At 41.7% G+C, this 24,745-nt stretch carries 19 protein-coding genes; 8 read left to right on the forward strand and 11 right to left on the reverse strand.

Annotated features, from left to right (window positions below; translation table 11 throughout):
- Positions 1–7 precede the first annotated feature (7 nt).
- Positions 8–166, forward strand: a complete 159-nt coding sequence (locus VB693_RS19235) for a YqaE/Pmp3 family membrane protein (protein WP_190701753.1) — start codon at positions 8–10, stop codon at positions 164–166.
- A 176-nt stretch (positions 167–342) separates the two neighbouring features.
- Here the strand turns inward: VB693_RS19235 and VB693_RS19240 are convergent, their stop codons facing one another.
- Positions 343–1,128, reverse strand: coding sequence for a fasciclin domain-containing protein (locus VB693_RS19240; RefSeq protein WP_323267641.1), 786 nt, complete (start codon positions 1,126–1,128; stop codon positions 343–345).
- Between the two features lie 457 nt (positions 1,129–1,585).
- On the opposite strand from VB693_RS19240, the gene VB693_RS19245 reads away from it, so the two are divergent.
- The 3 genes from VB693_RS19245 (at position 1,586) to VB693_RS19255 (ending at position 5,886) form a co-directional block, all read left to right on the forward strand.
- Positions 1,586–2,377: a glutathione S-transferase family protein gene (locus tag VB693_RS19245; protein ID WP_323267642.1), complete on the forward strand. Its 792-nt coding sequence runs from the start codon at positions 1,586–1,588 to the stop codon at positions 2,375–2,377.
- A 94-nt stretch (positions 2,378–2,471) separates the two neighbouring features.
- Complete coding sequence (locus VB693_RS19250; RefSeq protein WP_323267643.1) at positions 2,472–4,211, forward strand: ATP-binding protein; 1,740 nt, start codon at positions 2,472–2,474, stop codon at positions 4,209–4,211.
- A gap of 691 nt (positions 4,212–4,902) precedes the next feature.
- The gene (locus tag VB693_RS19255) at positions 4,903–5,886 is read left to right on the forward strand and encodes an RNA polymerase sigma factor, RpoD/SigA family (RefSeq protein ID WP_323267644.1); all 984 of its coding nucleotides are present in this window, start codon (positions 4,903–4,905) and stop codon (positions 5,884–5,886) included.
- Between the two features lie 66 nt (positions 5,887–5,952).
- Here the strand turns inward: VB693_RS19255 and VB693_RS19260 are convergent, their stop codons facing one another.
- The gene (locus tag VB693_RS19260; RefSeq protein ID WP_323267645.1) at positions 5,953–6,549 is read right to left on the reverse strand and encodes a hypothetical protein; all 597 of its coding nucleotides are present in this window, start codon (positions 6,547–6,549) and stop codon (positions 5,953–5,955) included.
- A gap of 755 nt (positions 6,550–7,304) precedes the next feature.
- Here VB693_RS19260 and VB693_RS19265 point away from each other — a divergent pair.
- Positions 7,305–8,066, forward strand: coding sequence for a hypothetical protein (locus tag VB693_RS19265; RefSeq protein ID WP_323267646.1), 762 nt, complete (start codon positions 7,305–7,307; stop codon positions 8,064–8,066).
- Positions 8,067–8,084: 18 nt separating this feature from the next.
- On the opposite strand, the gene cobO is transcribed toward VB693_RS19265, so the two are convergent.
- The gene (gene cobO / locus VB693_RS19270) at positions 8,085–8,762 is read right to left on the reverse strand and encodes a cob(I)yrinic acid a,c-diamide adenosyltransferase (protein ID WP_323267647.1); all 678 of its coding nucleotides are present in this window, start codon (positions 8,760–8,762) and stop codon (positions 8,085–8,087) included.
- 267 nt (positions 8,763–9,029) lie between these two features.
- On the opposite strand from cobO, the gene VB693_RS19275 reads away from it, so the two are divergent.
- Positions 9,030–9,425, forward strand: a complete 396-nt coding sequence (locus tag VB693_RS19275) for a DUF6508 domain-containing protein (RefSeq protein ID WP_323267648.1) — start codon at positions 9,030–9,032, stop codon at positions 9,423–9,425.
- Between the two features lie 68 nt (positions 9,426–9,493).
- Here VB693_RS19275 and VB693_RS19280 read toward each other — a convergent pair whose 3' ends face one another.
- The 4 genes from VB693_RS19280 to VB693_RS19295 form a co-directional block, all read right to left on the reverse strand.
- Positions 9,494–13,045 (reverse strand): AAA-like domain-containing protein, encoded by a 3,552-nt coding sequence (locus VB693_RS19280; protein ID WP_323267649.1) that lies wholly within the window; start codon positions 13,043–13,045, stop codon positions 9,494–9,496.
- 413 nt (positions 13,046–13,458) lie between these two features.
- Complete coding sequence (locus VB693_RS19285) at positions 13,459–14,856, reverse strand: AAA-like domain-containing protein (RefSeq protein WP_323267662.1); 1,398 nt, start codon at positions 14,854–14,856, stop codon at positions 13,459–13,461.
- Positions 14,857–15,580: 724 nt separating this feature from the next.
- Complete coding sequence (gene arfB / locus VB693_RS19290; RefSeq protein WP_190701731.1) at positions 15,581–15,994, reverse strand: alternative ribosome rescue aminoacyl-tRNA hydrolase ArfB; 414 nt, start codon at positions 15,992–15,994, stop codon at positions 15,581–15,583.
- Between the two features lie 55 nt (positions 15,995–16,049).
- The gene (locus VB693_RS19295; RefSeq protein ID WP_323267650.1) at positions 16,050–16,193 is read right to left on the reverse strand and encodes a hypothetical protein; all 144 of its coding nucleotides are present in this window, start codon (positions 16,191–16,193) and stop codon (positions 16,050–16,052) included.
- 201 nt (positions 16,194–16,394) lie between these two features.
- Between VB693_RS19295 and VB693_RS19300 the strand changes: the two genes are divergently transcribed.
- Positions 16,395–17,546 (forward strand): homospermidine biosynthesis protein, encoded by a 1,152-nt coding sequence (locus tag VB693_RS19300; protein WP_323267651.1) that lies wholly within the window; start codon positions 16,395–16,397, stop codon positions 17,544–17,546.
- 61 nt (positions 17,547–17,607) lie between these two features.
- Here the strand turns inward: VB693_RS19300 and fabG are convergent, their stop codons facing one another.
- From fabG to fni, 4 genes are all read right to left on the reverse strand, one after another.
- The gene (fabG, locus tag VB693_RS19305) at positions 17,608–18,303 is read right to left on the reverse strand and encodes a 3-oxoacyl-ACP reductase FabG (protein ID WP_323267652.1); all 696 of its coding nucleotides are present in this window, start codon (positions 18,301–18,303) and stop codon (positions 17,608–17,610) included.
- Positions 18,304–18,596: 293 nt separating this feature from the next.
- The gene (locus tag VB693_RS19310) at positions 18,597–20,444 is read right to left on the reverse strand and encodes a S8 family serine peptidase (protein ID WP_323267653.1); all 1,848 of its coding nucleotides are present in this window, start codon (positions 20,442–20,444) and stop codon (positions 18,597–18,599) included.
- Between the two features lie 356 nt (positions 20,445–20,800).
- Positions 20,801–22,633: a signal peptide peptidase SppA gene (sppA, locus tag VB693_RS19315; protein ID WP_323267654.1), complete on the reverse strand. Its 1,833-nt coding sequence runs from the start codon at positions 22,631–22,633 to the stop codon at positions 20,801–20,803.
- Positions 22,633–23,733, reverse strand: coding sequence for a type 2 isopentenyl-diphosphate Delta-isomerase (gene fni / locus VB693_RS19320; protein WP_323267655.1), 1,101 nt, complete (start codon positions 23,731–23,733; stop codon positions 22,633–22,635). The genes sppA and fni overlap by 1 nt, the downstream gene beginning before the upstream one ends.
- Before the next feature lie 263 nt (positions 23,734–23,996).
- Between fni and VB693_RS19325 the strand changes: the two genes are divergently transcribed.
- Positions 23,997–24,677: a hypothetical protein gene (locus VB693_RS19325; protein WP_323267656.1), complete on the forward strand. Its 681-nt coding sequence runs from the start codon at positions 23,997–23,999 to the stop codon at positions 24,675–24,677.
- Positions 24,678–24,745 lie beyond the last annotated feature (68 nt).

Below are 24,745 nucleotides of genomic sequence, written 5' to 3' on the forward strand. Positions count from 1 at the left end.
GGTTGACATGGATTTAGTGCGGATTTTATGCGCGATTTTCTTCCCACCTCTGGGAGTTTTTTTACAAGTAGGGATAGGTAAAGACTTCTGGATTAATATCCTGTTGACATTGTTGGGTTATTTTCCTGGAATTATTCATGCGGTGTGGGTAATTGCGAAGAAATAATTCAAAGTTTGTAGTAAGGGCTTTAGCCCTTATTCTGGAAGAATTTAAGAAGGACTAAAGTCCTTACTACAAACTAGATAAAAGCCTCATTCAAAATAAAGCTAAAACTTGAATGAGGCTTTCACTATTTAAAACTTGATTGCAGGTAGGCTAGTTATTCTAGCTTTAAACTCAGCCTACAAATCGGGGGGTAAAATTACTTCGTCAATGGCATGGATTACACCATTGCTCGCTTTAATATCTGCCTGGCTCACTTTGGCATCATTGACGGTAACACCAGTGTTAGGATCAACTTTGACATTAATCGCACCGCCTTCAACACTTTTAACTTCACCTGATTTTAAATCAGTTGATAAAACATTACCAGCAACAACATGGTAAGTCAAAATCTTGACTAATACTTCTTTGTTTTCTGGTTTGAATAACTCTTGTACAGCGTCTTGTGGTAATTTCGCAAATGCAGCATCAGTAGGTGCAAACACTGTTAAGTTATCTTTGCCTTGCAGAACTTCGCTGAGTCCAGCAGCTTTGATGGCTTTGGTTAATACTGTAAAAGAGGGAGAAGACTCCGCCAATGCTAACAAAGTTTTGCCTTGAGTTTCAGTTGTTCCTGCGGCTGGTGTCTCAGGTGCGGTGGGTGTTGTCGCTGGGGGTGGTGCTACTTCAGTCGGTGTGGTGCGACTACCGCGATTATAAGGAGGCTCGTTAAATATGCTGGGTCTAGGATTTAGTCTGCCATTCCCTGGGGCTTGTGCTATCTGTTGTTTGTCATTACCCTTTGTGAGTTCTATCACATTATCAGGGGTAGATTGACTCCGGTTATAGCGAGCTTCTTGGAGAATAGTAGGATTGGGATTTAATACCTCTTTTGCGCCCGATGGTAAGCTGATCAGGAAACTAACACCTGCTAGACTTACTACACTAGCAAAATTAGTCAGCAATTTGCTGTAGTTGAGCTTCATAAATTTTGTTTGTTCTAATTTTACAGCGTTTACATTAAAGATTTATAACATCTTACTACCAACAAAATCTAACCACGGCAGTAAGATTTTTGGGTAAAAATATGATTCTTCAGCTTTGAATGTAGCTTTAAAGCAGGTTCAGACTAATTGCAAGAATTTTTCAACTAGATCAATGATCAGTTAAATTAAATACTAAAATGCTAATATTTACTGCTGTCCGCACATTATAGCAAATCTAATTCATGTGTGCTATTTTACGGAATAGCTGTAGAAATTGCGATGATCATCGATACGAAAAATCAGTTCTACTAAGATAGCAAAAACTATAAAAGATGACAAAAAAACAATTTTTCGAGCAAATAAATTAGGTAATAATTAATTATTTACTCAGGAAATTTACTAGAACTAAAGATACAATTAGAAAGTTCATAAACTCATTAGTTACAAGGTATATAAAATGTTGGAATTATACCAGTGGGAACTCTCTCAATACTCGGAAAAAGTGCGGCTAATTCTAGACTATAAAGGTTTGGAATACCGCAAAATTGAGGTGACACCTGGAATTGGTCAGGTAGAACTATTTCGGTTGACTGGGCAAAAGCAACTACCAGTATTAAAGGATGGTAGTAGATATATTGCTGATTCTACAGCAATAGCTAAGTATTTAGACTTAGAATATCCAGATCGTCCTCTAATACCACAAGACCCCAAAAAACGGGGTTTAACTTTATTAATAGAAGAATGGGCTGATGAGTCAATTGGTATCAAGGGTAGGAAAGCACTATTTTCGGCTATCAGTCAAGACCAGAATTTTCGTAAGTCTTTATTACCAACCTCCACACCAGATATCCTCAAAACTTTAGTGGAAGGTGTCCCTGGTGATTTTATGACTATGTTGGGGTTTGGTGTAGGATATACGCCAGAGGTGATCAAATCTGCGATCGCAGATTTAAAACAAGACCTAGAAGCAGTCAACCTATTGTTAGTTGATAGTCCCTACTTAACTGGAGATGAACCCACCCTAGCTGATTTAGCAGTCGCAGGTTTATCTATACTATTAAAGTTCCCTGAAGGAGCTTACCTAGATTTACCCGTCACCATTCGAGGTAAAGGTGTACCATCTATAGCAGACAACCCTGATTATGCAGCGTTTTTTGCTTGGCGCGATCGCATCTACACCCAATTTCGCAAACCATTAATCGGTGTTCCTCCCACTGGTTCTGCACCGACTTCTATTCAGATTGAGTAGATGAGGGAGTAGGGGGAATAGGTGACAGGTGATAGGTGACAGGTGACAGGGGGGGACTAATGGCTATTAACTCATACCCAATTCCCAATTCCCAATGACTAATGAAAATTTGCCACAACCATTAGGTTCAGTAATCCAAGGTTCTTTGACTGGGGGTTTAGAAGTGCGATTACACCCCGATATCTCCGTTGAGGATATGCGGGTGGGTAAATTTTTAGTCGTCCAGGGGATGCGATCGCGCTTTTTTTGTATGCTGACAGATGTAGCATTGGGTACTGCTAACGCCCGCATCATCGCTAGCCCCCCCAGTTGGGAAGACACGTTTTTACGAGACGTGTTAGCTGGTAGCGGAACATACGGGACGATTAACCTCTCACCCATGTTGATGTTCACCCCTGAATCTCATGAGTCTTTTTCCACCACAGATGGTAAATCTGTAAACCCCTTTGTCCCATCCTCTACTAATTTGGCTTCCTTCCAACCCCAAACTAGTACCACGATGGAGTTACTCCCCGTGAAAACTATCCCTAGCCACTTTAGCCAAGTGTATGAAGCTAGCGTAGATGATTTTCGGCGGGTATTTGGTTGGGAAGATGATCCCCAAAGGCGGAACTTTTCCATTGGGAAACCTCTAGATATGGATGTCCCGGTGTGTATCGATTTAAATCGCTTTGTGGAGCGTAGTAATGGGGTGTTTGGTAAATCTGGTACAGGTAAATCTTTTCTCACCCGCTTACTCTTAGCCGGTGTTATTCGCAAAAATGCCGCAGTCAGCTTGATTTTTGATATGCACTCTGAATATGGCTGGGAAGCCGTAGCCGAGGGTAAAAACGTCAACACAGTGAAGGGACTCAAGCAGCTTTTCCCTGGTAGAGTCGAAGTTTACACCCTTGATCCTGAATCTAGCAAGCGTCGGGGGGTGCGAGATTCCCAAGAACTCTATCTGAGTTATGAACAAATCGAAGTCGAAGATGTGAAATTATGTAGTCGAGATTTAGGCTTATCGGACGCAGCTTTAGATAATGCCAACATCTTATATAGTGAGTTCGGCAAATCTTGGATTGTCCAACTGCTGAACATGACTAATGAAGACATTGAGATGTTCTGTGACGAGAAGCGAGGACACAAAGGCTCAATTATGGCCTTGCAGCGCAAATTATTGCGTTTAGATGGACTTAAATATATGCGGGCAGTTTGTCCCCAGAATTATATTAGTAAAATCTTACAATCCTTAGAAGCTGGGAAAAATGTAGTAGTAGAATTTGGTTCTCAGTCGAATATGCTCTCATATATGTTGGTGACTAACATGATCACCAGACGGATTCATGAGCATTACGTCAAAAAGGCTGATAAATTCCTACAAAGCAAAAATCCTTGCGATCGCCCCACACCATTAATGATTACTATAGAAGAAGCTCACCGCTTCCTTGACCCAGCGATCGTTCAAAGTACCATCTTCGGCACAATCGCCCGTGAACTGCGAAAATATTTCGTCACACTTCTAGTAGTTGATCAAAGACCCTCTGGGATAGATAATGAAGTCATGTCCCAAATCGGCACTCGCATCACCGCTTTGCTCAACGATGAGAAAGACATCGACGCAATCTTTACAGGTGTTTCCGGTGCTGGTGGTTTAAGGTCTGTGCTAGCAAAGTTAGACTCCAAGCAACAAGCCTTAATCTTAGGTCATGCCGTTCCTATGCCTGTGGTAGTAAGAACCCGTCCCTACGATGCCACCTTTTACACCGAAATTGGCGATACCGCTTGGGAAGAAAAACCAGACGAAGAGGTATTTGCAGCTGCTGAACTAGCTAAAGCCGATTTAGGTTTCTGAAAATCACTAGGGAAATTGGGCATTAGCCTTTCTCTATCAGTTAACAGCCAACAGTAGACCTCTTGCAACAGTCCGAAAATGAGATGTTTCGCTTCGCTCAACATGACAGCTTCAGCATTTATGTAAGAGGACTAGTCAACAGTCAACACTCAACAGTTCCCACAAAGAACCTATTAACTACAAATCCCCAATAGCTAATTCCTAAATTTTACTCTTCGTAACTTCCCTCCATTATCTTGCCCTACCCAGTTCGGTTATCTCCCTACTTCCATGCAACAGCAGAGGAGATTTCCACGTCACTATAGATATAGTTAGCTGAAGAAAGGAAGTAAATTTTTTTAACAAACAAACCATTTTGGATTATAATATATATCCGTCTTCGGGCTACTTTACTATATGCCTGATTTATTCTACTATGAGATAAGTAGAACTCATACTGACTTCGGATTGAACAGTTGCCACTAGCAACTAAAGAAAGAATTCTTGAAAACAACCCAGATTGCTTGTCAGAGATTCAAAAATGTAGGGAAGCTAGGGGAACATATCTCAAGGACGCGCCTTCTGAAAAATGGACATCCGCAATGTGAAAGTTTTGGTAGCGCGTCATGTTCTGTGATATCTGACTAATTTCCACTGTCAGATTTAGTTACTCAAGATTGATTGTGTTTAGGGAGTAGAGGACAACGCACCAATGCCTACTGTTAACACCCATAATGAAGACCTGAACGCCAAATTCACGGCTGATATGGTGCGAACCTATCTGCGAGAAATTGGTAGAGTTCCCCTGCTCACCCGTGAGCAAGAGATTGTTTACGGGAAGCAGGTGCAGCAAATGATGACACTTCTAGACGCGAAAGAAGCCTTAGCGAAGAAGTTAGAACGCGAACCCAGTTTACCAGAGTGGGCTGATCATGTTCACCAATCGGAAACCGAGGTGAAACAGACCGTAGCTCAAGGTAAACGCGCCAAGCAAAAGATGATTGAAGCGAACCTGCGTTTAGTAGTAGCGATCGCCAAAAAATACCAGAAACGGAACATGGAGTTTCTGGATTTAATCCAAGAGGGAACTTTAGGATTAGAGCGAGGCGTAGAGAAATTTGACCCCATGCGGGGCTATAAATTCTCCACCTACGCTTACTGGTGGATTCGCCAAGCAATTACCCGTGCGATCGCTCAACAAGGTCGGACAATTCGCCTACCCATCCATATTACCGAGAAACTGAACAAAATTAAAAAAGTACAGCGCGAACTAGCACAGACTTTGGGGCGATCGCCAAGTCCGGCGGAAATCGCCAAAGAACTAGAACTAGAACCTGTTCAGATTCGTGAGTATCTGAACATGGCGCGTCAACCAGTTTCTTTAGATATACGCGTGGGTGACAACCAGGATACAGAACTGCAAGAAATGCTCGAAGATGACGGCCCATCACCAGAGTATTACACCACCCAAGAGTTCTTACGCCAAGACTTGAACACCTTGTTAGCCGAACTCACACCCCAACAGCGAGAAGTGGTAGCACTACGCTTCGGTTTAGAGGATGGTAACGAACTGTCTCTAGCAAAAGTCGGCGAGCGATTAAACCTTAGTCGTGAAAGAGTCCGCCAATTAGAGCATCAAGCCTTAGCTCATCTCCGTCGCCGTCGAGCTAATGTCAAAGAATACGTTGCTAGTTAAATGTAGAGTACGTCTCTATAAGGTGATGCGCCTCCTGAACCCAGGGGGCAATTTTTTGGGAAAATTTTAACGTAAACCACTGGCTAAGATTCCCAAAATTTTATTAACATCTTTAAGATAATATTCACTTAAATCAATATAGATAACTTCTCCTTCTAATTTGAGAAATTGCCAAATACTGCCAGTTGTGACAGTTCCATAAATTGTAAAATTTTCATTACCAGTGCGCTCGTTAAAAATTTTTGCTGCTAGCATTTCTGCTATACATTGTCCTAAACCAGCCGTGATATTTTCCTTTTTGGCTTCCACAATAATAATTACTGGTGCAGTGATAATTAATCTTTCTGGCGATCGCGTAATGATAAAATCACAAATTCCATTTAAACCTTGTGTGGCATCAACATTGAATTCCACACCAGAAAACAAGTTTATTTGGTTGTTTAATTGCCGTCGCAAATCTAGTAAAATCGGTGAAATAATCATTTCTGACCGAGCTTTTTCACTATTACTAGCGATAGCAATAGGTACATTATATTCTAGGATCTCTTTTAATAATTGACTAGATTCTATATCTGGTGAATCGGCAAATATTCCCACACCTTCAATAGTGTTTATTTGAAATTTTTGTTTAATTTTTTCTAAAGTAAAATCACTATATGCCATATAATCAGTTCACTCTAGATAACTATAGTAATACCAATTCAAAGCTCTAAGACTAAGCGCAACGCATTGTCAAGAATTCAAGGTGCGCTAGCCTAGGGTATAACACACCCTACCGACTATTTACATTTCTTCATATTTAGTAGAACGACTTGAAAAAACCAAACTATGTTAAGTAATGTGAAAAAACTAGGATTGAGTTCGTAGTAAGGACTTTAGTCCTTTTTTGTTCGCGGAGCGTCCCGCAGGGAACGTAGAGAACGCAGAGAGAACTAAAGTTCTTACTACAAACCTTTAATTATTTACCCTGTTTTACTTACATTGGATTTTTCTCCCCGACTTACTTAAGTATAAAAACTCTAGTCTGTAAGATAGACAAAAAATATTGCGACTTTTCCGAAATGGAATTAGTTGCAGTTGTAGATATCTATGTACTTAACAAAGCGAGACGTTATTGAGGCGAAACGTCAATTTTTTTTAACTGCTAAATATAGCAGCAAGATGTCAAACCCTCTCATTGCATGGGATTCTCCGAGCGCATCCCCCAATAGAATGAACCTTCTGGGTGAAGCATTAATGTCTTTATCAGTGATAAGGTAGGACTATCATCGGAAATTGCATAAAAACTCATTTTTTAGCCGTTTGTTATTCTCAGAAATTTTAATCAAACCTTTGACCGAATCTTAAATAATAGAAACTTAGGTATGGTTTAAGTGAATCGCTGAGGAAGTCGTTAAGTTTGTAACAGGAGAAGTCGGGTGCTTAACAACATATCTAACTTTTTTTCTTTGCGCCAATTGACAATCCCCGCCATTGGTTTAATTTTCACCCTTGGTGTGGTGGGTGAAAAAACTTTACTAAATAATCAGATTAAACAATCGCCTCACTCTACACAAGCGATATCTAGGACGGGTTATGCTTACGCTGCGACTCTCCCTACATCGACGCAACAAAAACAAGATAGTTCCTCGACTCCTCTGCTAGTGCAACTAAGACAAATTCGTGAGCAAAGAAGTCAACTGCGGACAGTAGCCAAAGACACTGAAAGCATTAGCAATCTTCAGTCACAGCAACCGAGACTAGTTTCCTCTATCAGTTTAGAGAAGAATATTAATACTCAAAAAGCTGCTAAAAACTCAGGAATTAGCCAAAAAGTCAACGTACCTACAAAAGATGGAATTTATCTGTATGGTCAATCAGCACAACCAAACCAGATAGGCCAAGGCTATGTTGTATTTCAAAAACGGCAAGGTAGATTAGTTGGTGCATTATATATGCCTAGGTCTGAGTTTAGCTGCTTCCAAGGCACACTCAACCAATCTGGAGAGTTGGCAATGACTGTAACTAGTACACCAGATGCAGGTATTTCACCAGATGTAGCTACAACTAGTAGAATACCTAGATTTTCCAGCGATGAGCCAATGACTTATGCCCACTCTGTAGCCCTACAAGACTATCATCAGATTAACTCTATTAGTGGAGACGATCGCCGCATTCTCCAAATGTGTACTCAACGTTAACTGTCCCCTGTCCCCTAATTAAAACTCAATCCCTGGTTGCGCCTTGACGTTTTGGTCACGGAAAGGATGCTTAACCAGAGTCATTTCTGTAACTAGGTCGGCACGGTCAATGATTGCGGCTGGTGCGCCTCTACCAGTGAGGATGACGTGTTTATTGGCTGGTTTCTCTGCTAGACCAGCTAACACTTCATCTACTTGTAAATATCCCATTTTCAGCGCAATATTGATTTCATCTAATAGCACTAGCTGAAAATCAGGGTTGCGGATGAATTCTAGTGATTTTTCCCAAGCTGCGCTGGCTTTTTCCAAATCGCGATCGCGGTCTTGGGTTTCCCAGGTGAAGCCTTCCCCCATTGCGTGAAATTCTATTTGGTCTTCCCAAAGGCTGAACACCTTTTTCTCTGAAGGTTCCCACGAACCTTTGATGTATTGGACAATGGCTACTTTGTAACCGTGACCAAGCGATCGCAACACCATTCCCAGTGCGGCGGTTGTTTTCCCTTTACCGTTACCAGTATTGACAATAATTAACCCTTTTTCTGGCACAGCTGATGCTATGCGTCGTTCTTGTACTTCTTTACGACGCTGCATTTTTTCGCGGTACTGTTCATCAGTCAGATTGGCTGACATTATTTCATCAATTAAACGCTCAATTTCCTTATCTGATTCTAATGCTTCTGGTGTATCACTTGTCATCAAAGTCATCCGAGGATACAGAAAATAGATGTTACAACTAACAAAACCAAGAAAAATTTGTGCTGAGATTAATGAGCATCTGAGGTGAATCTGGCAGAGAAACAAGAAAATTTTGTGAAAAAAGACTGATATTTTTGACTAAATCTGCTCCTGTTGGAGATGTTGCGTGCATGATTTAGTGTGAGATTGTATAAGAATATATTTGGTGAATCTGTCTAATTGTCTTCTAGCACCTAATTTTTGCAATTGAGTCTTGAGGATTTGAGTATGTCTAATCAGATTGCTCTAGAAAATATTGATAATATACTCACCTTTTTAACATTATTTTCTCATCAAGACTGCCAACTATATGACATACAAACAGAACCTCTAGCGTTAGACCCCTACAACTATTCTAAAGAATTTAATAGATTCATCACAGCACTTTATACAGAAAAATTTGTCATATCTTTTGATTGGACAAATTGGCAGCATGAAGCTAATAGTTTTGTAACTACTCCTGAATTATTAAATGTAGCCGATATTTCTACAATACAGAAATTATTTACTAGCCACGTTCGTCAAGAACGTTTTTGTAGCGGACATTTAGCACAACTCATAGATAATGGTCATTTCTTGACAATATTGCAGCGACTACAAGCAATCCGCAAGGGTTTAAGTTGAGAAAATTCTGACAAATCTAGCCAATAAAATTTAAAGTAATATTACTCTTGTGCAAGCCCTAATTCTAACTAGTCGCACAAAGAGCGATCGCTATCTTCTAAAGCTATATTAGTTTTCAAATAATCTTTGACTAAATTGCAACCATAAGCTGGTGCATCTAAGTTAAGAATGCGCTGCAAATTCCAGATAATTAGTGTGTTGTCATCACCGCCGGAAGCCAGCAACGTTGCATCGCGGCTGATAGCAATTTTCCTAATAGCTGCGGTATGTCCTCTCAGGGTTGTTAGTTCTGTACCATCTAGCTTCCATAATTTAATGGTAGTATCCACACTAGCAGAAGCAAGTATTTTGCTGTCGGGACTAAAAGCCACCCCCCAAATCGCAGCTGTGTGACCTTTGAATGTTTTCAACAACTTACCATCAACAGTCCATAACTTAGCAGTATTGTCGCCACTTCCAGAAGCTACCATTTTACCGTCTGGACTAAAAGCAACTCTCCATACTGCCGTCGAATGTCCAACAAGAGTTCTGAGTAACTGGCCATCCAGTGTCCATAACTTTACATTACCATCACCACTGGCTGAGGCAACCAGCCGACTGTCAGGGCTAAATGCAACCTGCCACACTTCAGCTTGATGTCCTTTGAGAATCTGCGGTGCAGACTGATCACGCTTCCATATCTGAGCAATTTTATCAACATTGGCGATCGCGATCGATTGACCATCAGGACTCAATACTGCTCCTGTGCTTTTGCCATAAGGATATTTGTAACTAGCGATTAAACTACTGTCTCGCCGCTTGACTTTTACCGTATCATCGTGAGCAGGAAGAGCAACTAACTTGCCATCCTCACTGAATGAAATCTCGAAAACTACGCTTCTTTCAGTCCAAGTTTTCCGTAATTTGCCTTGGGGACTCCAAAACTTAGCAACTTTTTCATGACTGGCTGTAGCGATGGTGGAACTATCGGAGGTAATAGCGATTGACCAAATCCCTGCACCATGAGCCATTACACTCTTCTGGAATTGATTTTCACTTTGCCAGAGTCTGACTACGTTTTCTGCCCCCGCCGAAGCAATAAAACTACCATCAGGACTGAAAGTTACACCCCAGACAGATGCACTATGTCCTCTGAAGGTTCTCAGTTCTGTACCATCAATGTGCCAAAGTTTCATACTTTTGTCGAGACTGGCACAGACAATAGTCTGACCATCAGGACTAAATGCTACTCCCGCAATACCCGCACTGTTACCTTGCAGAGTTTTATCAAGGCGATAGCTACCATCTGTACTGTCTCGTTGCCAAAGTTTGACAGTTTTGTCTTCACTCGCTGAAGCAATAGTCTGTCCATCAGGACTGAAAGCAACTCCCATAACCCAACCTGTGTGACCTTCCAGAGTTTGTAGAGCTTTGGCATTTTGCCAGCCTGTAGCATCTCGTTGCCAAATTTTCACTGTTCCATCTAGATTTGCTGCCGCAACAGTTTGACCATCGGGACTAAAAGCAACTCCCCAAAACCCCCATTTGTAACCCGAAAATGTTCTGAGTAAAGTCCCATCTTGTTGCCAAAATCTTACTGTTCTGTCCCAACCGACAGAGGCGAGGAACTGGCCATCAGGACTAAAGGCGACTCCCCAAACAGAAGCAGTGTGTCCTTTAAATGTTTTAGATACACGCCACAGTGCATCTGTGTCGTGCCGTTTCCAGAGTTTAATCGTACCATCCTCACTCGCTGAGGCAAGTATCTGACCGTCAGGACTAAAAGCGACTGCCCTGACTGCTCCCTGATGACCTAGAAGAGTTACAACTGCTGTACCATCACGTCGCCACAGTTTAATTGTTTTATCTATACTGGCTGAAGCAATGAGAGAACTATCAGGACTAACTGCTACGGCCATAACTGCTGCTGTATGACCGACAAAACGGTTGTACTCATCTGCACCATAAACAGCTTGACGCAGTACATTCTCTACCTGATGCTGAATATTCGTGTTTGGTTTTGCTAGTTTTTGCAGCCTATCTTTGGCTTTAATTGCTTCTATGAGCGCATCTAGCCTGCGATGTGAGGCAAATAGTCCCTCAGAAGAAGAGACAATTGCCCGAATTTCACTGTTTTTAGCTTGAGTTTCGCTTTTCAGAGATCGGCGGTACAAAATGAAAATTCCTACCCCTAAACTTATAGAAATGAGTAACTTAATACACATTCCAATTAGCAGAAATCTTTGCAATTTAGCAGTTTTTTTCTCATGTACTAGTCGTGCTTCTACTTCTTTAGCCTGTGCTACCTCCAATGCTGTTCGTACTTCGCGCTGTTCGTATTCTTGACTAGCGGCAAAAAACTTATAATCGAAATCGCTCAAACTTTTACCTTGCGACCAATTTTGAGCATCTTTTAAAGCTTGCCCTCGCAGTAACCGGGACTCATCTTTATAGCCCGATGCTACCCAAGCATTGAATACTTGCGAGTAAGGACGCAGATTGTCTAATTGCCTTACCACCCATTCAGAATTAAAAATATGCCGATAAATGGGATTTTTAATCTTGAGGTAGCCGTTGTGTTTCTCGACTAAACCAGATAACAATAATTCTGTCTGTTCTCGACTGTCATCGATGACTATAGGAGCGTTAGCCTGCGCCTTTTCTCTTGCTGTCTCAGCTTGCAACACCTGCTGATAAAGGCCTAACAACCGTCCTGCCCGTTGTTCGTTGAATAGGAGGCGATCGCGGATCGTGCGGAGGTGTTCGGGATCGTCTTTGGCTTTCCAATGTTGAATAATATGCTTTTTTACCAGTTGCTCTAGCCAATATCCTTCCGTACCTGGGGGTAGATTAATTTTTTTGGTTGGTGTTTCCCCAGCAATGTGAACTACTAACTGACAAAGTTTTTGAGTCAGAAAAGGTTGTCCGCCTGTCCAGGTAATAATCTTCTGTAGAATTATCTGGGGTTGGCTGATTACTTGTGCTAACCCTGACAGCAATGGTGTAGCTTCGTCTATTTTAAAACCATACAACTCAATTGCTGTACCAATATTGAAAGGTGTGCGACGCTTGTCAGCAATTAGGTCGGATGGAGTGACTACCCCAAACAGTGCAAATCCTAAACGTTGAAATTTCGGATCGTGCGCTCTTTGGTTATAACAATGACGAATCCAGGCAAAAAAGTCACTGGCTGAAAAGCTCAAACTCAACAAACTATCAATTTCATCAATAAAAATAAAAATACGCTGATTTTGTTTTTGGCACAATAACACCTCTTCTATAAACTGATTTAATTTCTGTACAGGGGAAAGACCTGCTTGCATCTCCCACCACTGTTTAAAATTGACTTCTTCAGCCAAATTTAAGCCGTAAAAAAGACTGATAATAACTCCTTTGTACCATTGTTCAGTTGTTGTATCCTCACTACCTAAACGAGTCACATCTAGATAAACACAGTTATGACCTTCTTTCGTCAGATGATCCCTTGTGCGATGTAGTAGAGATGATTTACCCATTTGGCGAGAATTAAAGACGTAACAAAAATCGCCTGCTTTGAGACTGGCATAGAGATGTTCGTCCGCGTGACGGATAACATAGCTAGGATCATCACTAGGGAGACTACCGCCAACTTGGTATTTCATGTCAAATTCTGATATCAAACAAAGAGATTAACACAATGGTCAGCAATTTTTAGATACTTTATGCCGATGAAATAGATATACTTTACAATGCGGTTTGCTCCGTTTAAGTACATTAAATTTTAGTCCCATATCGCTTAGTTCTCATTAGGGAAAAACCACTCATATAATTTACGGACTTTTAGTTTAAATGTCTTAACTGTCTTCTTATTGCTTAACTTTCTGCTTAAAGGTCTTAACTATCCTTGCATTTTAATTATAAAAGTATAAGTATAGTGACATGAGTTCAGGGTAATTAATCTGCACTCATGTTTAGTCCAAAATTTTAGGAGATTTTCAACATCTGCGTGAAAAAATATGATTCCATAATCAAGGAGATTTGTAATTTTTAAATCTCCTTGATTATGGAATTTTAGTTAAACAATGGCAGATAGTTGTTTTTTAAAATAAGCGAGGTAAAGTTCACAACGAGGTAAGACGCGATCGCCATCAAAGCAAATCAATCCTAAACTTTCGAGTTTATAAGTATCAACAGGATCAAGAATCATACTTTGTTGTGCAAATACAAGCTGAGTATATATTTTTACTAAACTAGGATTAGTTTTTAGTCTTAACCAGTGTCGCCGTAAGTGATGGCGGTAAATTCCACCATTGGCGATCGCTTCGTGTATGAGGTCTTGTAAAGTTATATTTTGAGAGACAAGATAAAACAAAGCTAGTTGAATCAACGCCGGATGACCGCCAACAAGAGACATCAATTGAGCAGGTTCTTGACCAGAACTCCAGTCGAGTCCATATCTTCTAGCTAAATATATGACTTGTTGCTGGGTAAATTCCTCTAGGCGAATAGGTAGCCCAATATTAAATGGCGATCGGTTAATATTTAGAGATAGATACTGTTCTGTAGAGTAAACTACTACTAACCTCAACTTCTGCCAAATTTGATCTTGCCGTGCTTCTTCGCACCAGGAACGCAACAAAGCGAAAAACTCCTGAGCAATGTGAGGATACTCAAAAAAGCGATCCACTTCACTCAATACCAAAACTATGGGACTTTTACTCGCCTTGAGAATATAGTTTTGCAAGTAAAAGCTACAGATCAACTTACAACCAAACTCCTCATCCCAATTATCGTGAAGTTTAGGGTCAATCCCCATTTCGTTGGCAATTTGCCAACACAGACAACGCAAAAGCTGATTTAAGTCAGTTAAACAGTGGTCATCAATCTGGTAGCAATTTAGATTGACAGTGCGATATCCTTGTGTCTGTGCAAAGTTTAACAGACGCAGTACCAAAGAAGTTTTACCCATCTGTCTGGGAGCGCGAATCCGAATTACACAGCCTGGTTGAGTAATTTCTCTATAAACTAATTCCTCTATCGGCGGACGCTCTATATATAAGGTGGAATCCAAAGGTACTGGCCCATCTGGATATGAGAAACAACTTTCTAATTCGTCACTAGAGTATTGAGACGGATTATCTTCTGGTGTAGACAAACTCTCTGTGAAGAAACTAGATATTTCGGTTTCATTCTCTTCACTCAGGACAATGTAGTCTTCTGCCTCTAATTCTAACTTAAAGGTACTAAAGCACAATTTGAGCGTTTTTTGATCTACACCTTTACTTAAAGACCACAATCGACTCAGAGTTTTGCTAGAAACATTGATCCGGTTGCCCAGTTCTGATAAAGTCAGCCGATTACCTTTGTTTTCTACAATCTCCCAAGATATAATCGCTTCTTGCAATCGTTGTAGACCTTTAGAAGTTAAGACAACTCCTCGTTTTCTCTTAATCTTAGTTTGTTTCATTTCCATAGGCTGTGTACCAACAATTTTTGTGGACACAAAATTTATTTGTTAAAGTCTGGTTATTAAATCACTGTGTTAATTCAAACAACACATTGCCTTGAATTCGACAGTTTTCGTCAAATATTTAGCATTTCCAGTTTGATTAGCTGCCAAAACCAGCGACAGAAATGCTGCCCAAAAATTGGCTATATTTGACTCAAGCAAATTAGAGATATAAATAAAATTTGTTGCAAAACAAGGTAAAGAGCTTAAAATCGCATAAACCAGGCATTCTATAGCATAAACCGCTAGAATTTAGGTTTTAGTCGCTTTTTAAGTTATCTAGGCTTTATTTAGCCACAAATTCGTTGCTTTACATTTATTTGCTCTGTTTTAATTTACTTCAGATATTTACGTAGGATTTTGAAGTTTTCATGAATTTATCTATGGAAACTATAGGCTATCTCACAAACAAATTTACAGCATATTAACATCATAGTAAACAGTTCAGACGCATTTGATGTGATAATTCGCCTTGAACTTGTTGTCGAAACAATACGGAACTTCCTCAGAGTTATTACAGTGATGACTGTTCAAGTCCCAGAGTTGAAGATGAAGAATATAGCGATCGCACAGACCTGAAGCGAAGGTTGAGCGGGAATTTTTTGTTTTCTTGACGGACTCAATGTAGTCTATTTGTCACTTGCCAAGGGTATTAGAATTAACACGGACTTAAGAAGTTCAGGGTACTTCATTCAATTACCTGTTTTCTCATAGACTTAATCTGTCCTCGCTTAGTTTTACTGTCGATACGTTTTCTTTGAGAACTGCGAGTTGGTTTAGTGGGTTTGCGTATTTGGGGTAGTATGACCGCGCTTAGTATCAGTTGTTTGAGTCGTTGCAAAGCTTCCTCACGGTTTTTCTCCTGGCTGCGGTATTCTTGAGCCTTGATGACAATAACTCCCTCTTGGTTAATGCGTCGGTCATTTAGCTTCAGAAGCTGTTCTTTGTAGAAAGCAGGTAATGTTGAAGCTTCAATGTTAAAGCGTAAGTGGATAGCAGTAGAAACCTTGTTGACATTTTGACCCCCTGCACCTTGAGAACGAATCGCGCTAATTTCGATCTCGCTATCGGAGATGCTGATTTTATTAGAAATTTGTAGCATAACTTAATATATGATGTTATTAGGACGATAGCGCAGATTGCAGTACCGGAAGCGATTATGTTCCGTTCACCATAGGCGTTGGCGCAGCCTCTCGTAGAGATGGCGTTCCGCCCACCGGAGGCGATGGCGTTCCGCCCACCGGAGGCGATGGCGTTCCGCCCACCGGAGGTGATCGCAGAATTACTTGGTTAGTGTCCACTAATATTTTACAGAAACCCTCGGTAAGATGAAAAGTGCTGAGTTCCCAGTTCCGTTAGCGGTAGCGGGGCGTTTAGCCGGTGCTGAATGGTACGTGCGATTCAGATATGTCGCCGACAATTCTTACATTCAGGCCATGCCAGAAATTGCCGAAACATAGTTAACATGAGATTCGGCGTATTTACTATTCGGGAGTCTCAAAATGGCAAAACATTTGGGTAAAAAAATTTCACCCATACCGATGTCAACGGATATTAGTGTGGTGGATTTAATTGATAATTACTTCACCGCCTATAACTCGGCACGTTTGCGGGAAGCTTGCCAAATCATGAGTCGTGATGTACTTAAAGATGGTGTCACCGTGGGAGTTAGTCTTTCCGGTGCAATGACACCAGCCGGTTTTGGGGTGTCTGCACTAGCACCTCTAATTCGTCATGGCTTCATTGACTGGATGATTAGCACTGGTGCAAATCTTTACCATGATATGCACTATGGCTTGGGTTTTGAGTTGTTCGCCGGCAATCCATTCTTAGATGATGTGAAATTGCGGGAAGAAGGCACAATCAGAATTTATGACATCATCTTTGGCTATGATGTCTTGCTAGAAACCGACGCATTCATCCGTAAGATACTGCAAGCTGAACCTTTCCAAAAGCGTATGGGAACGGCTGAGTTTCATTATTTGCTAGGTAAGTATGTGCGGGAAGTAGAGAAGCAATTGGGAGTGCAGCATTCTTGTTTACTAGCTACTGCCTATGAATGTGGCGTACCTATATATACATCTTCCCCTGGCGACAGTTCCATTGGGATGAATGTAGCGGCGTTGGCGTTAGAAGGTTCGCAGTTGATATTAGATCCAGCCATTGATGTCAACGAAACAGCTGCGATCGCCTACAATGCCAGAGAAGGAGAAGGTAAAAGTGCGGCTGTCATTCTTGGTGGTGGTAGCCCTAAAAACTTTTTGCTACAAACCCAACCGCAGATTCACGAGGTCTTGGGATTAGAAGAACGGGGACATGATTTCTTTGTCCAGTTCACTGATGCTCGTCCTGATACTGGTGGTTTATCGGGTGCAACACCTGCGGAAGCGGTTAGTTGGGGTAAGATTGACCCTGATGAATTACCCAGCACTATTGTTTGTTATACCGACAGCACAATTGCCCTACCGTTGCTCACAGCTTATGTCCTCAAGCAGTGCCAACCCCGCCCCCTGAAGCGATTGTATGATCAGCTACCCACATTATTTGATAAACTCCGCACCGATTATTTAGCAGCCAAAGACCAACCAACGGAGAAAGTTGTCACTGATGCAGAGGTAGCAACTTATCCCTGTGGGACGCCCATTCGGAAATAGCCTGTAGAGACGTTGCAATGCAACGTCTCTACCAACCAATAACGTTAACCGTATTACACCCCTAAATACTTCCGTATATTGGAATCGCTGCGCCTCGGATATCCTTAGCTGCATCTGAGCCTAAAAAGCAGATTAATTCGGCTATAGATTCAGCTTTTACCCACTTATCGGCATTTTCTGCACCCATAGCTTGACGATTTTTGGGGGTATCAATCACCGAAGGTAAGACGACATTAGCGGTGATATTTGTACCTTTGGTTTCATCTGCGATCGCTTTTGTAAAGGCTACCACACCAGCTTTCGCCGCAGAATAGGCAGCTAATTGTCCCGCAGGTTCTAAAGCCGCCCTAGAACTGACTGTGACAATGCGCCCATAGCCAGTTTCCAGCATTTTTTGTAAGCTGTACTTGCAAGTCAAAAAAGTGGTATTCAGATTGATGGCAAACTCATGCTGCCAACTGTCATAACTATATTCGTGGGTTTTGCCCATTGAAAAGCCACCCACAAGATGAATTAACACATCCACCTGTCCCATGCGGTTGATGATATTTGCTACTGAAGACTCTTCTTCTAGGTTAGCGGTGATAAAATTCACCCTGGCGAAATCTGCGGGAGGGAGAATTGCTTTGAGGCGTTCGACTTCTTGGGGATTGCGGTAAGTAATCGTAACGTCAGCACCTTGAGCTAGAACTGCTGGTGTAACACCTAAACCAAGTCCACCAGTCCCGCCAGTGATTAGCACTTTTCTGCCTTTCATAAAATATGAGACCCTCAGAGCATCATGTTTAAGATACCGCGAATAGGGGACTGGGGACTGGGGACAGGAAACAGGAAACAGGAAACAGGAAACAGGAAACAGGTTACGAGCATCTCCAGAAATGAAATATGCGTTATCTAGAAACCTTGTAGAGATGTAGCAATGCTATGCCTCTACTTTTTGGAGATGTCTAATTAATTAATTAATTAATTAATTAATTGAATTGTGCCTACTAGGTCATTTTTGGAGATATCTAATATTTCTGTTGTAATCTTTCACCTGTCACCTTTAACCTAATTACGGATATGAGATGCCCAATACACAAGCTGTCCACCAGTCGGTACATTGTAGCCACGAATGCGAATCTTCCATGTGCCAGGGGTAAGATTACCTGCAACCCGTGCGCGTTCAAATATACTCAAAGCTGAGTAACCCCTGGCTCTTTCTACACCGGAAGGGTCTATCAGGTGGACATCAATGTCATTGTGTGCTTGCGCCGCAGACTCAGGCCACCATAAAGAGGCATCAAAATCTTGCTTACCAGAACCAACATTAATGGGGATATCGATAGTAGAACCGTTGTTGACTACCACTTTACCCCAATGCGCCCAGCCGTTGGTAGCCATTTTCAGGACACCTGCGCCGACAGTATTATTATAGGGGTAAGACTTCTGTCCATAGAGAATCATGAAGGCATAGGTTTGACCATTGTCATAAGTGCCGAATTGTCGCAACCAATTGCGGGCTAGCATTGCTACACCGGAAGCGTAAGGGGTTGCACCACTAGTTCCCCCAAATACTTGTAACGCTGACGCAGAGGCATTACTGGCTGTTTCGCTAAAGGTAGGTGCTTGGATATCTGGCTTGAAGCGTCCATCGGTAGCGGGGCCTCGACCTTGATCGTTGTATTGTGTCTGGTCGGTGGTCATTATACCGCCGACTCCAATGACTTTGTGAGCGATCGCAGGTGAACGCACTGTGCTACTATCAGGGCCAAAGTTACCATTAGCTGAGACAAAAATTACACCAGCGTTATAAGCATTATCCGCCGCAGTGGCGATCGCACCATTTTCTGTCTCTTGAGCCTGTAATTCACCTACCAACACCTTATCAAAGGCTGCAACTCCAGCTTGAATTCCCCTAATCGCCGCCGCCGAATTTAGACCAGCATTAGTATAAATCTTCCAACTGTCTAGACTAACCCCTGTAATACCACGATATGTATTACCGAGGAGACCGTTACCGCTAATAATGGCGGCGGTACTTGTGCCATGATCCCAGGAATCATCATCAGTGTTATAACCAGGGTTGGTAGTGGTGTTACAATTCGCCCCACCATTGACGCAATCTCGTAACCAGGCCAAGTTACTAGGAGAATTAAATAAAACATGGGTGCTTCTCACCCCGGTATCTAACAAACCAATCCAAGGGTGAGTTAATCCTAAGTTGAAATAGGGGTCAGAAAAAACAATTGCTCTGGCATTATCAACGTCATTATTAGTAATCGCATCAGGTGGTTTTTCTCCTCCGTAAACTGGTTGGATATAAGCTACAGCTTCTAGTTGTGCTAACTCCCTAACTGCACTAAATCGAGTTTTACCTGCGACAGCATTAGTAATCCAAAAGTGTTCAGTTGGTTTAAAGTAGCTGGTTATTTTATATTGTTCCAGCAACCGCATTTGAGATTTTATTCGTTGGGCTTTGATTTCTTCAATGGCTGCTTGTCGTTGTTGAGATTTTTCTCTTTCCTCCCCATCTTTTAGTTCCGGTAATAAGGGAATTGTCAGGTCTTCTTTGAAGGTGATAATGATTTCAACTTCTTCTCTGGTGCTATTGGAGAGGAGTAATTTTTCTAAGGTGGGACTAATTTTAGACTTTGGTAGATTAGGAATTGGTTCTGATTTTTTATCGAGAGGAAACTTCATTTGATAAATATTTTCTCTAGAAATAGTGCTGCGTTTAAACTCTGTAGAAAGACCAGTTTTAGGAATAAATGCAGAATTTATATTGTTAGCTTGGTCTACAGGTACTTGATAGGGATTATAAGGTTCACCACTAACTTGTGCATAGACCATTAATGGTGACATCAACACCATTGATAAGCTACCTGTAAATAGAAGAAAATCCTTTCTTGTTAGCATATTCACCCTTGTAAATTTTGCATAATCTTCAGTCAAACCCTATAGAGGTTCTGTGGAATGACTGAATTTGCAGGTATTCCTTTTTATATACAACTCAATTAGGGAAATTATGCAAACTATGTGATCAAATTTATACTTCTTTACAAATTTGAGCGTGTTGATTAAGAGCATGATTTTTGCCTCACTCATACTGCAAACAGAACCCGCCGGATAGAATCTACTTTCAGCTTTCGTCAAAAGTCTGAATTCATCCTGCAAATATGCAGCACCTGGCAACGCAGTAGCAAACTAGCGAAGAAATACTCTGCTTCCCTCTTCGCTGTCACCTGTCACCTCTTTTTTTCAGGTGTTTATAACTACTCGATTTTTAAATTAAAAGGCAAACGAGCATAAACCCCTTGGGGGTCGTTCATATTTTGCATAATTGCTAGTTCCTGTTGGATTTTTTGAAATTCAGCTGTGAGGAGATTAGGCTTAGTGTCTAATTTCTGCACACCTAAAACGGTGCTGGCTTCTTCAATTGTCCGGCCAAAAAAACGTTCTCCGAATGTGCCTTCTTTGGGATATTCTTGTAACTGCCAATCTTTGCCGAGTTTAGCTTGTTTGGCGGCGTATGTCAGGGCTGCATTTAAACCACCAATTTCATCAACTAAACCAATTTGTTTAGCCGCTACACCAGACCAAACTCTACCTTGAGCAATTTCTGCTACTTTTTGTTCTGGGAGTTTGCGACCTTGGGCAACTTTATTAAGAAATAGATTATAAATGCGGTCAACACTGCGTTGATAAAGGGCTAATTCTTGGGATGATTTGGGACGCGCAAAGGTTTGACTATCGGCATAACGAGCAGTTTTTACAGAATCCCAGGTAATACCGTTGTCATTTGCTAGCTTTTGACCATTGAGTAACACCCCAAATACACCTATTGAACCTGTAATAGTATTGGGTTCGGCAAAAATGCGGTTGGAATCGCTAGCTATCCAGTAACCACCAGAAGCGGCGACATCTCCCATCGAGACGACAACTGGTTTCACTTGACGAGTTAGTCTGACTTCGCGTTGCATCACTTCGGAGGCTGTAGCACTACCACCAGGACTGTTAATTCTTAAAACGACAGCTTTGACATTTTTATCTTGGCGGACTTTGTTGAGGATAGTAGCAAAGCGATCGCCTCCTATTTGTCCACTGTCACCTTTACCATCGACAATTTCACCCTCAGCATACACTACAGCAATTTTATTCTTAGCTTGGCGTTCTACAGGTAAAGACTTGTTAGGGACTTCTGCATACTCAACTAAATCGATTTGGCGGAAAGTTTTATCATCTTTATCGCTATTAGTTAATTTCTTTAAGTCAGCCACGACCTCATCAGTGTATGCTACTTTATCTACTAAACCGTTAGTTTTAGCTGTCTTGGCTTCCAATAATGCTTGAGTATCTGCGATCGCTTGTAACTTTTGCGGAGTAATTTTCCGGCTTTTACCTACTGTGGTGCGCCATTCTCCCCAAATATCATCTAATAATTTCTGAGTTTGTTCGCGGTTTTCGGGGCTAAGTTTATTCAGTAACAAGGGTTCGACTGCACCTTTGAATTTTCCCACGCGGACAATCTGCACCCCAATTCCATACTTTTGTAATGCACCTGCTAGAAATAATGGTTGGCTACTCAAACCGTTAATTTCCATTGCACCAAAGGGATTCAAGACGACGGTATCAGCAACGGAACTGAGATAATATTCCTTTTCGCCCCAGTCCACACCATAGGCGACAACCTTCTTCCCAGCCGCACGGAATTCTTCTAAAGCTTTACGAATTTCTTTAAGAGAAGCAAAACCTAAGCTACTCGTCCCACTGCTGCGTGTTGCATCTAGATAAATACCAACAATCCGCGAATCACCCTTAGCTTTTTCGATGGTGTCGAGAACACTACGGAGTGTCATTCGTTCATCTCTTACTCCAGACAGGGTATTTTGTAGCACCTCGCCAGAACTAGGTTTTCTATCAGTGATGTTCGTTGATAAGTCAAAAACTACAACTGACTTATCTTTGACTGTGGGGCCTGGATCTTTGGAACTAGCAATAGCTAACACCAAAAAGAAAAATCCGACTGTACTGATACCAGAGAAAATCATGAGTCCTAGTACAGTCCCGACTAAGCTAGCAAAAGTTTGTTTTAAAAAGTTATTCATTAGTTTTTAGTTATATAGTCATTAGTGTATTTTTCTCCCCCTGCTCCCCTGTCCCCTGTCACCTGTAAACTATTTGAGTGTTTCAACTCGGACAGGTTTGTGTTGCCTGTACAGAATAATACAGTAGTGATTTCTGCAATTAGTACCTCAGCTAAATCTTGCAGTGCTGTTTCTGATTCTACTGCGGCTTTAAGGAAAGGCATAGCCAAACCTGCGATATCTGCTCCTAGTGCGATCGCTTTGGCAACATCTAAACCATGACGCAACCCACCGGAGGCAATTAAGGGTATATTGGGTGCGATCGCTCTGATACTCGTAATACATTCTGCTGTCGGTATTCCCCAATCTGCAAAGGTTCGGCCTAAACGTCGTTGCAGTGCGTTTTCTGCTCTTTCCCCTTCTACCTTTGCCCAAGACGTACCGCCTGCACCAGCCACATCAATAACAGTGACTCCGGCTGCTATCAGTTTCTTTACCATTGCGGCGGAAATACCATTACCTACTTCTTTCGCAATCACTGGCACTGATATCTTACTGCATAAATTATCAATTTTGTCTAGTAAACCGCGAAAATTAGTATCACCGCTAGGTTGAATAAACTCCTGTAGGGGGTTGATATGCAAAATTAAAGCATCCGCCTCTAACATATCGATGATTTGCAGACATTGATCTAAACCATATTTGTAGTTCAGTTGCACCGCACCGACATTGGCAAACAAAAGAATATCCGGTGCATACTTGCGAACCGCAAAAGTATCAGCTACTTGGGGTTTTTCTACCGCCACTCGTTGAGAACCTACACCCATTGCCAATTTATAGTTTTGGGCAACTATGGCTAAACGCTGGTTAATCATTTTCGCTTGTTCAGTTCCCCCAGTCATAGAAGAGATTAACAGGGGTGCGTTGAGAGGTTTGCCTAAAAAATTTGTCTTGATATCAATGTCGTTGCGGTCTAATTCTGGTAAACAGCAATGAGTGAAGCGATAGCGTTCTAGTCCGTTGGTGATTTCGTGACATTGTACATCTTCTTCTAAGCAGATACGGATGTGATCTGCTTTGCGTGACTGGGTTTGGCCTGATGTGTTATTAGACGCGTTCACTGGTGGGTATGATTTATAGCTTGCGATTACTATTGTATGGTTTACTCAATCTCCAAGTAACTCGCAACATCTCTACTTTCGCCTCTGTGTTCTCCGTGTCTCTGTGGTTTAAAATCATCCATCTAACCACAGAAAGAAGATATTAAAATTTGTTAAAAATGGCAACAAAATCAATTCATCGGGCGATCCATATTATACAGGCACTAAGACAATCAAAGAGTTGATTCTAGAAAGCAAGTTAAATGCGGTGAGGAGTAAAAATCATGCAACCAAAACTTAAACATATTATTAACACATCAATATTGGGTATAGCATTGGTCGGTAGTGCGATCGCTTCCATAGAGCTATTCACACCACAGCAACCAGCTTTCGCCAGAGATTCATTAGGGCAATGTATTCAAAACCTCAGAAACCGTGGTGTTTCTGCACGCGAGGCGGCAAACATTTGTAGAAACCGACGGGATAGGGATGATAGGGATGATAGGGATGATAGAGATGATAGAGATGATAGAGATGATAGAGATGATAGAGGTGATAGATATAACAATAGAGATAGAAGAGGGAGAGAGCGGTATATAGAGCTACGTTCTAGGTCTGGACGCACCCCCGAAGGACGTTGGCGTTACTCTGCTCCTGGTGTGCCTTATGAAGCTATGCAAAGAGCCGGGTGTCAACGCATTTCTGGGGATGATTGGCGTTGTTCTACACCTAGAATCCGAGTGCTAATCCGAGACGATAGGGATCAGTATCCACGCCAAGACCAGAGGACGCAGTATATAGAGCTACGTGCTAGGTCTGGCCCCACCCCCGAAGGACGTTGGCGTTACTCTGCTCCTGGTGTGCCTTATGAAGCTATGCAAAGAGCCGGGTGTCAACGTATTTCTGGGGATGATTGGCGTTGTTCTACACCTAGAATCCGAGTTCAAGTGACAAATAGATATTAATTGAAGTCGGGGATTTGGTTTCTCATGAATGATTTAGGATGGCTCTATGTGTGACGAGTAAGTTACCC

This window comes from Anabaena sp. UHCC 0399, from assembly GCF_034931465.1.
Taxonomy (GTDB): domain Bacteria; phylum Cyanobacteriota; class Cyanobacteriia; order Cyanobacteriales; family Nostocaceae; genus Trichormus; species Trichormus minutissimus.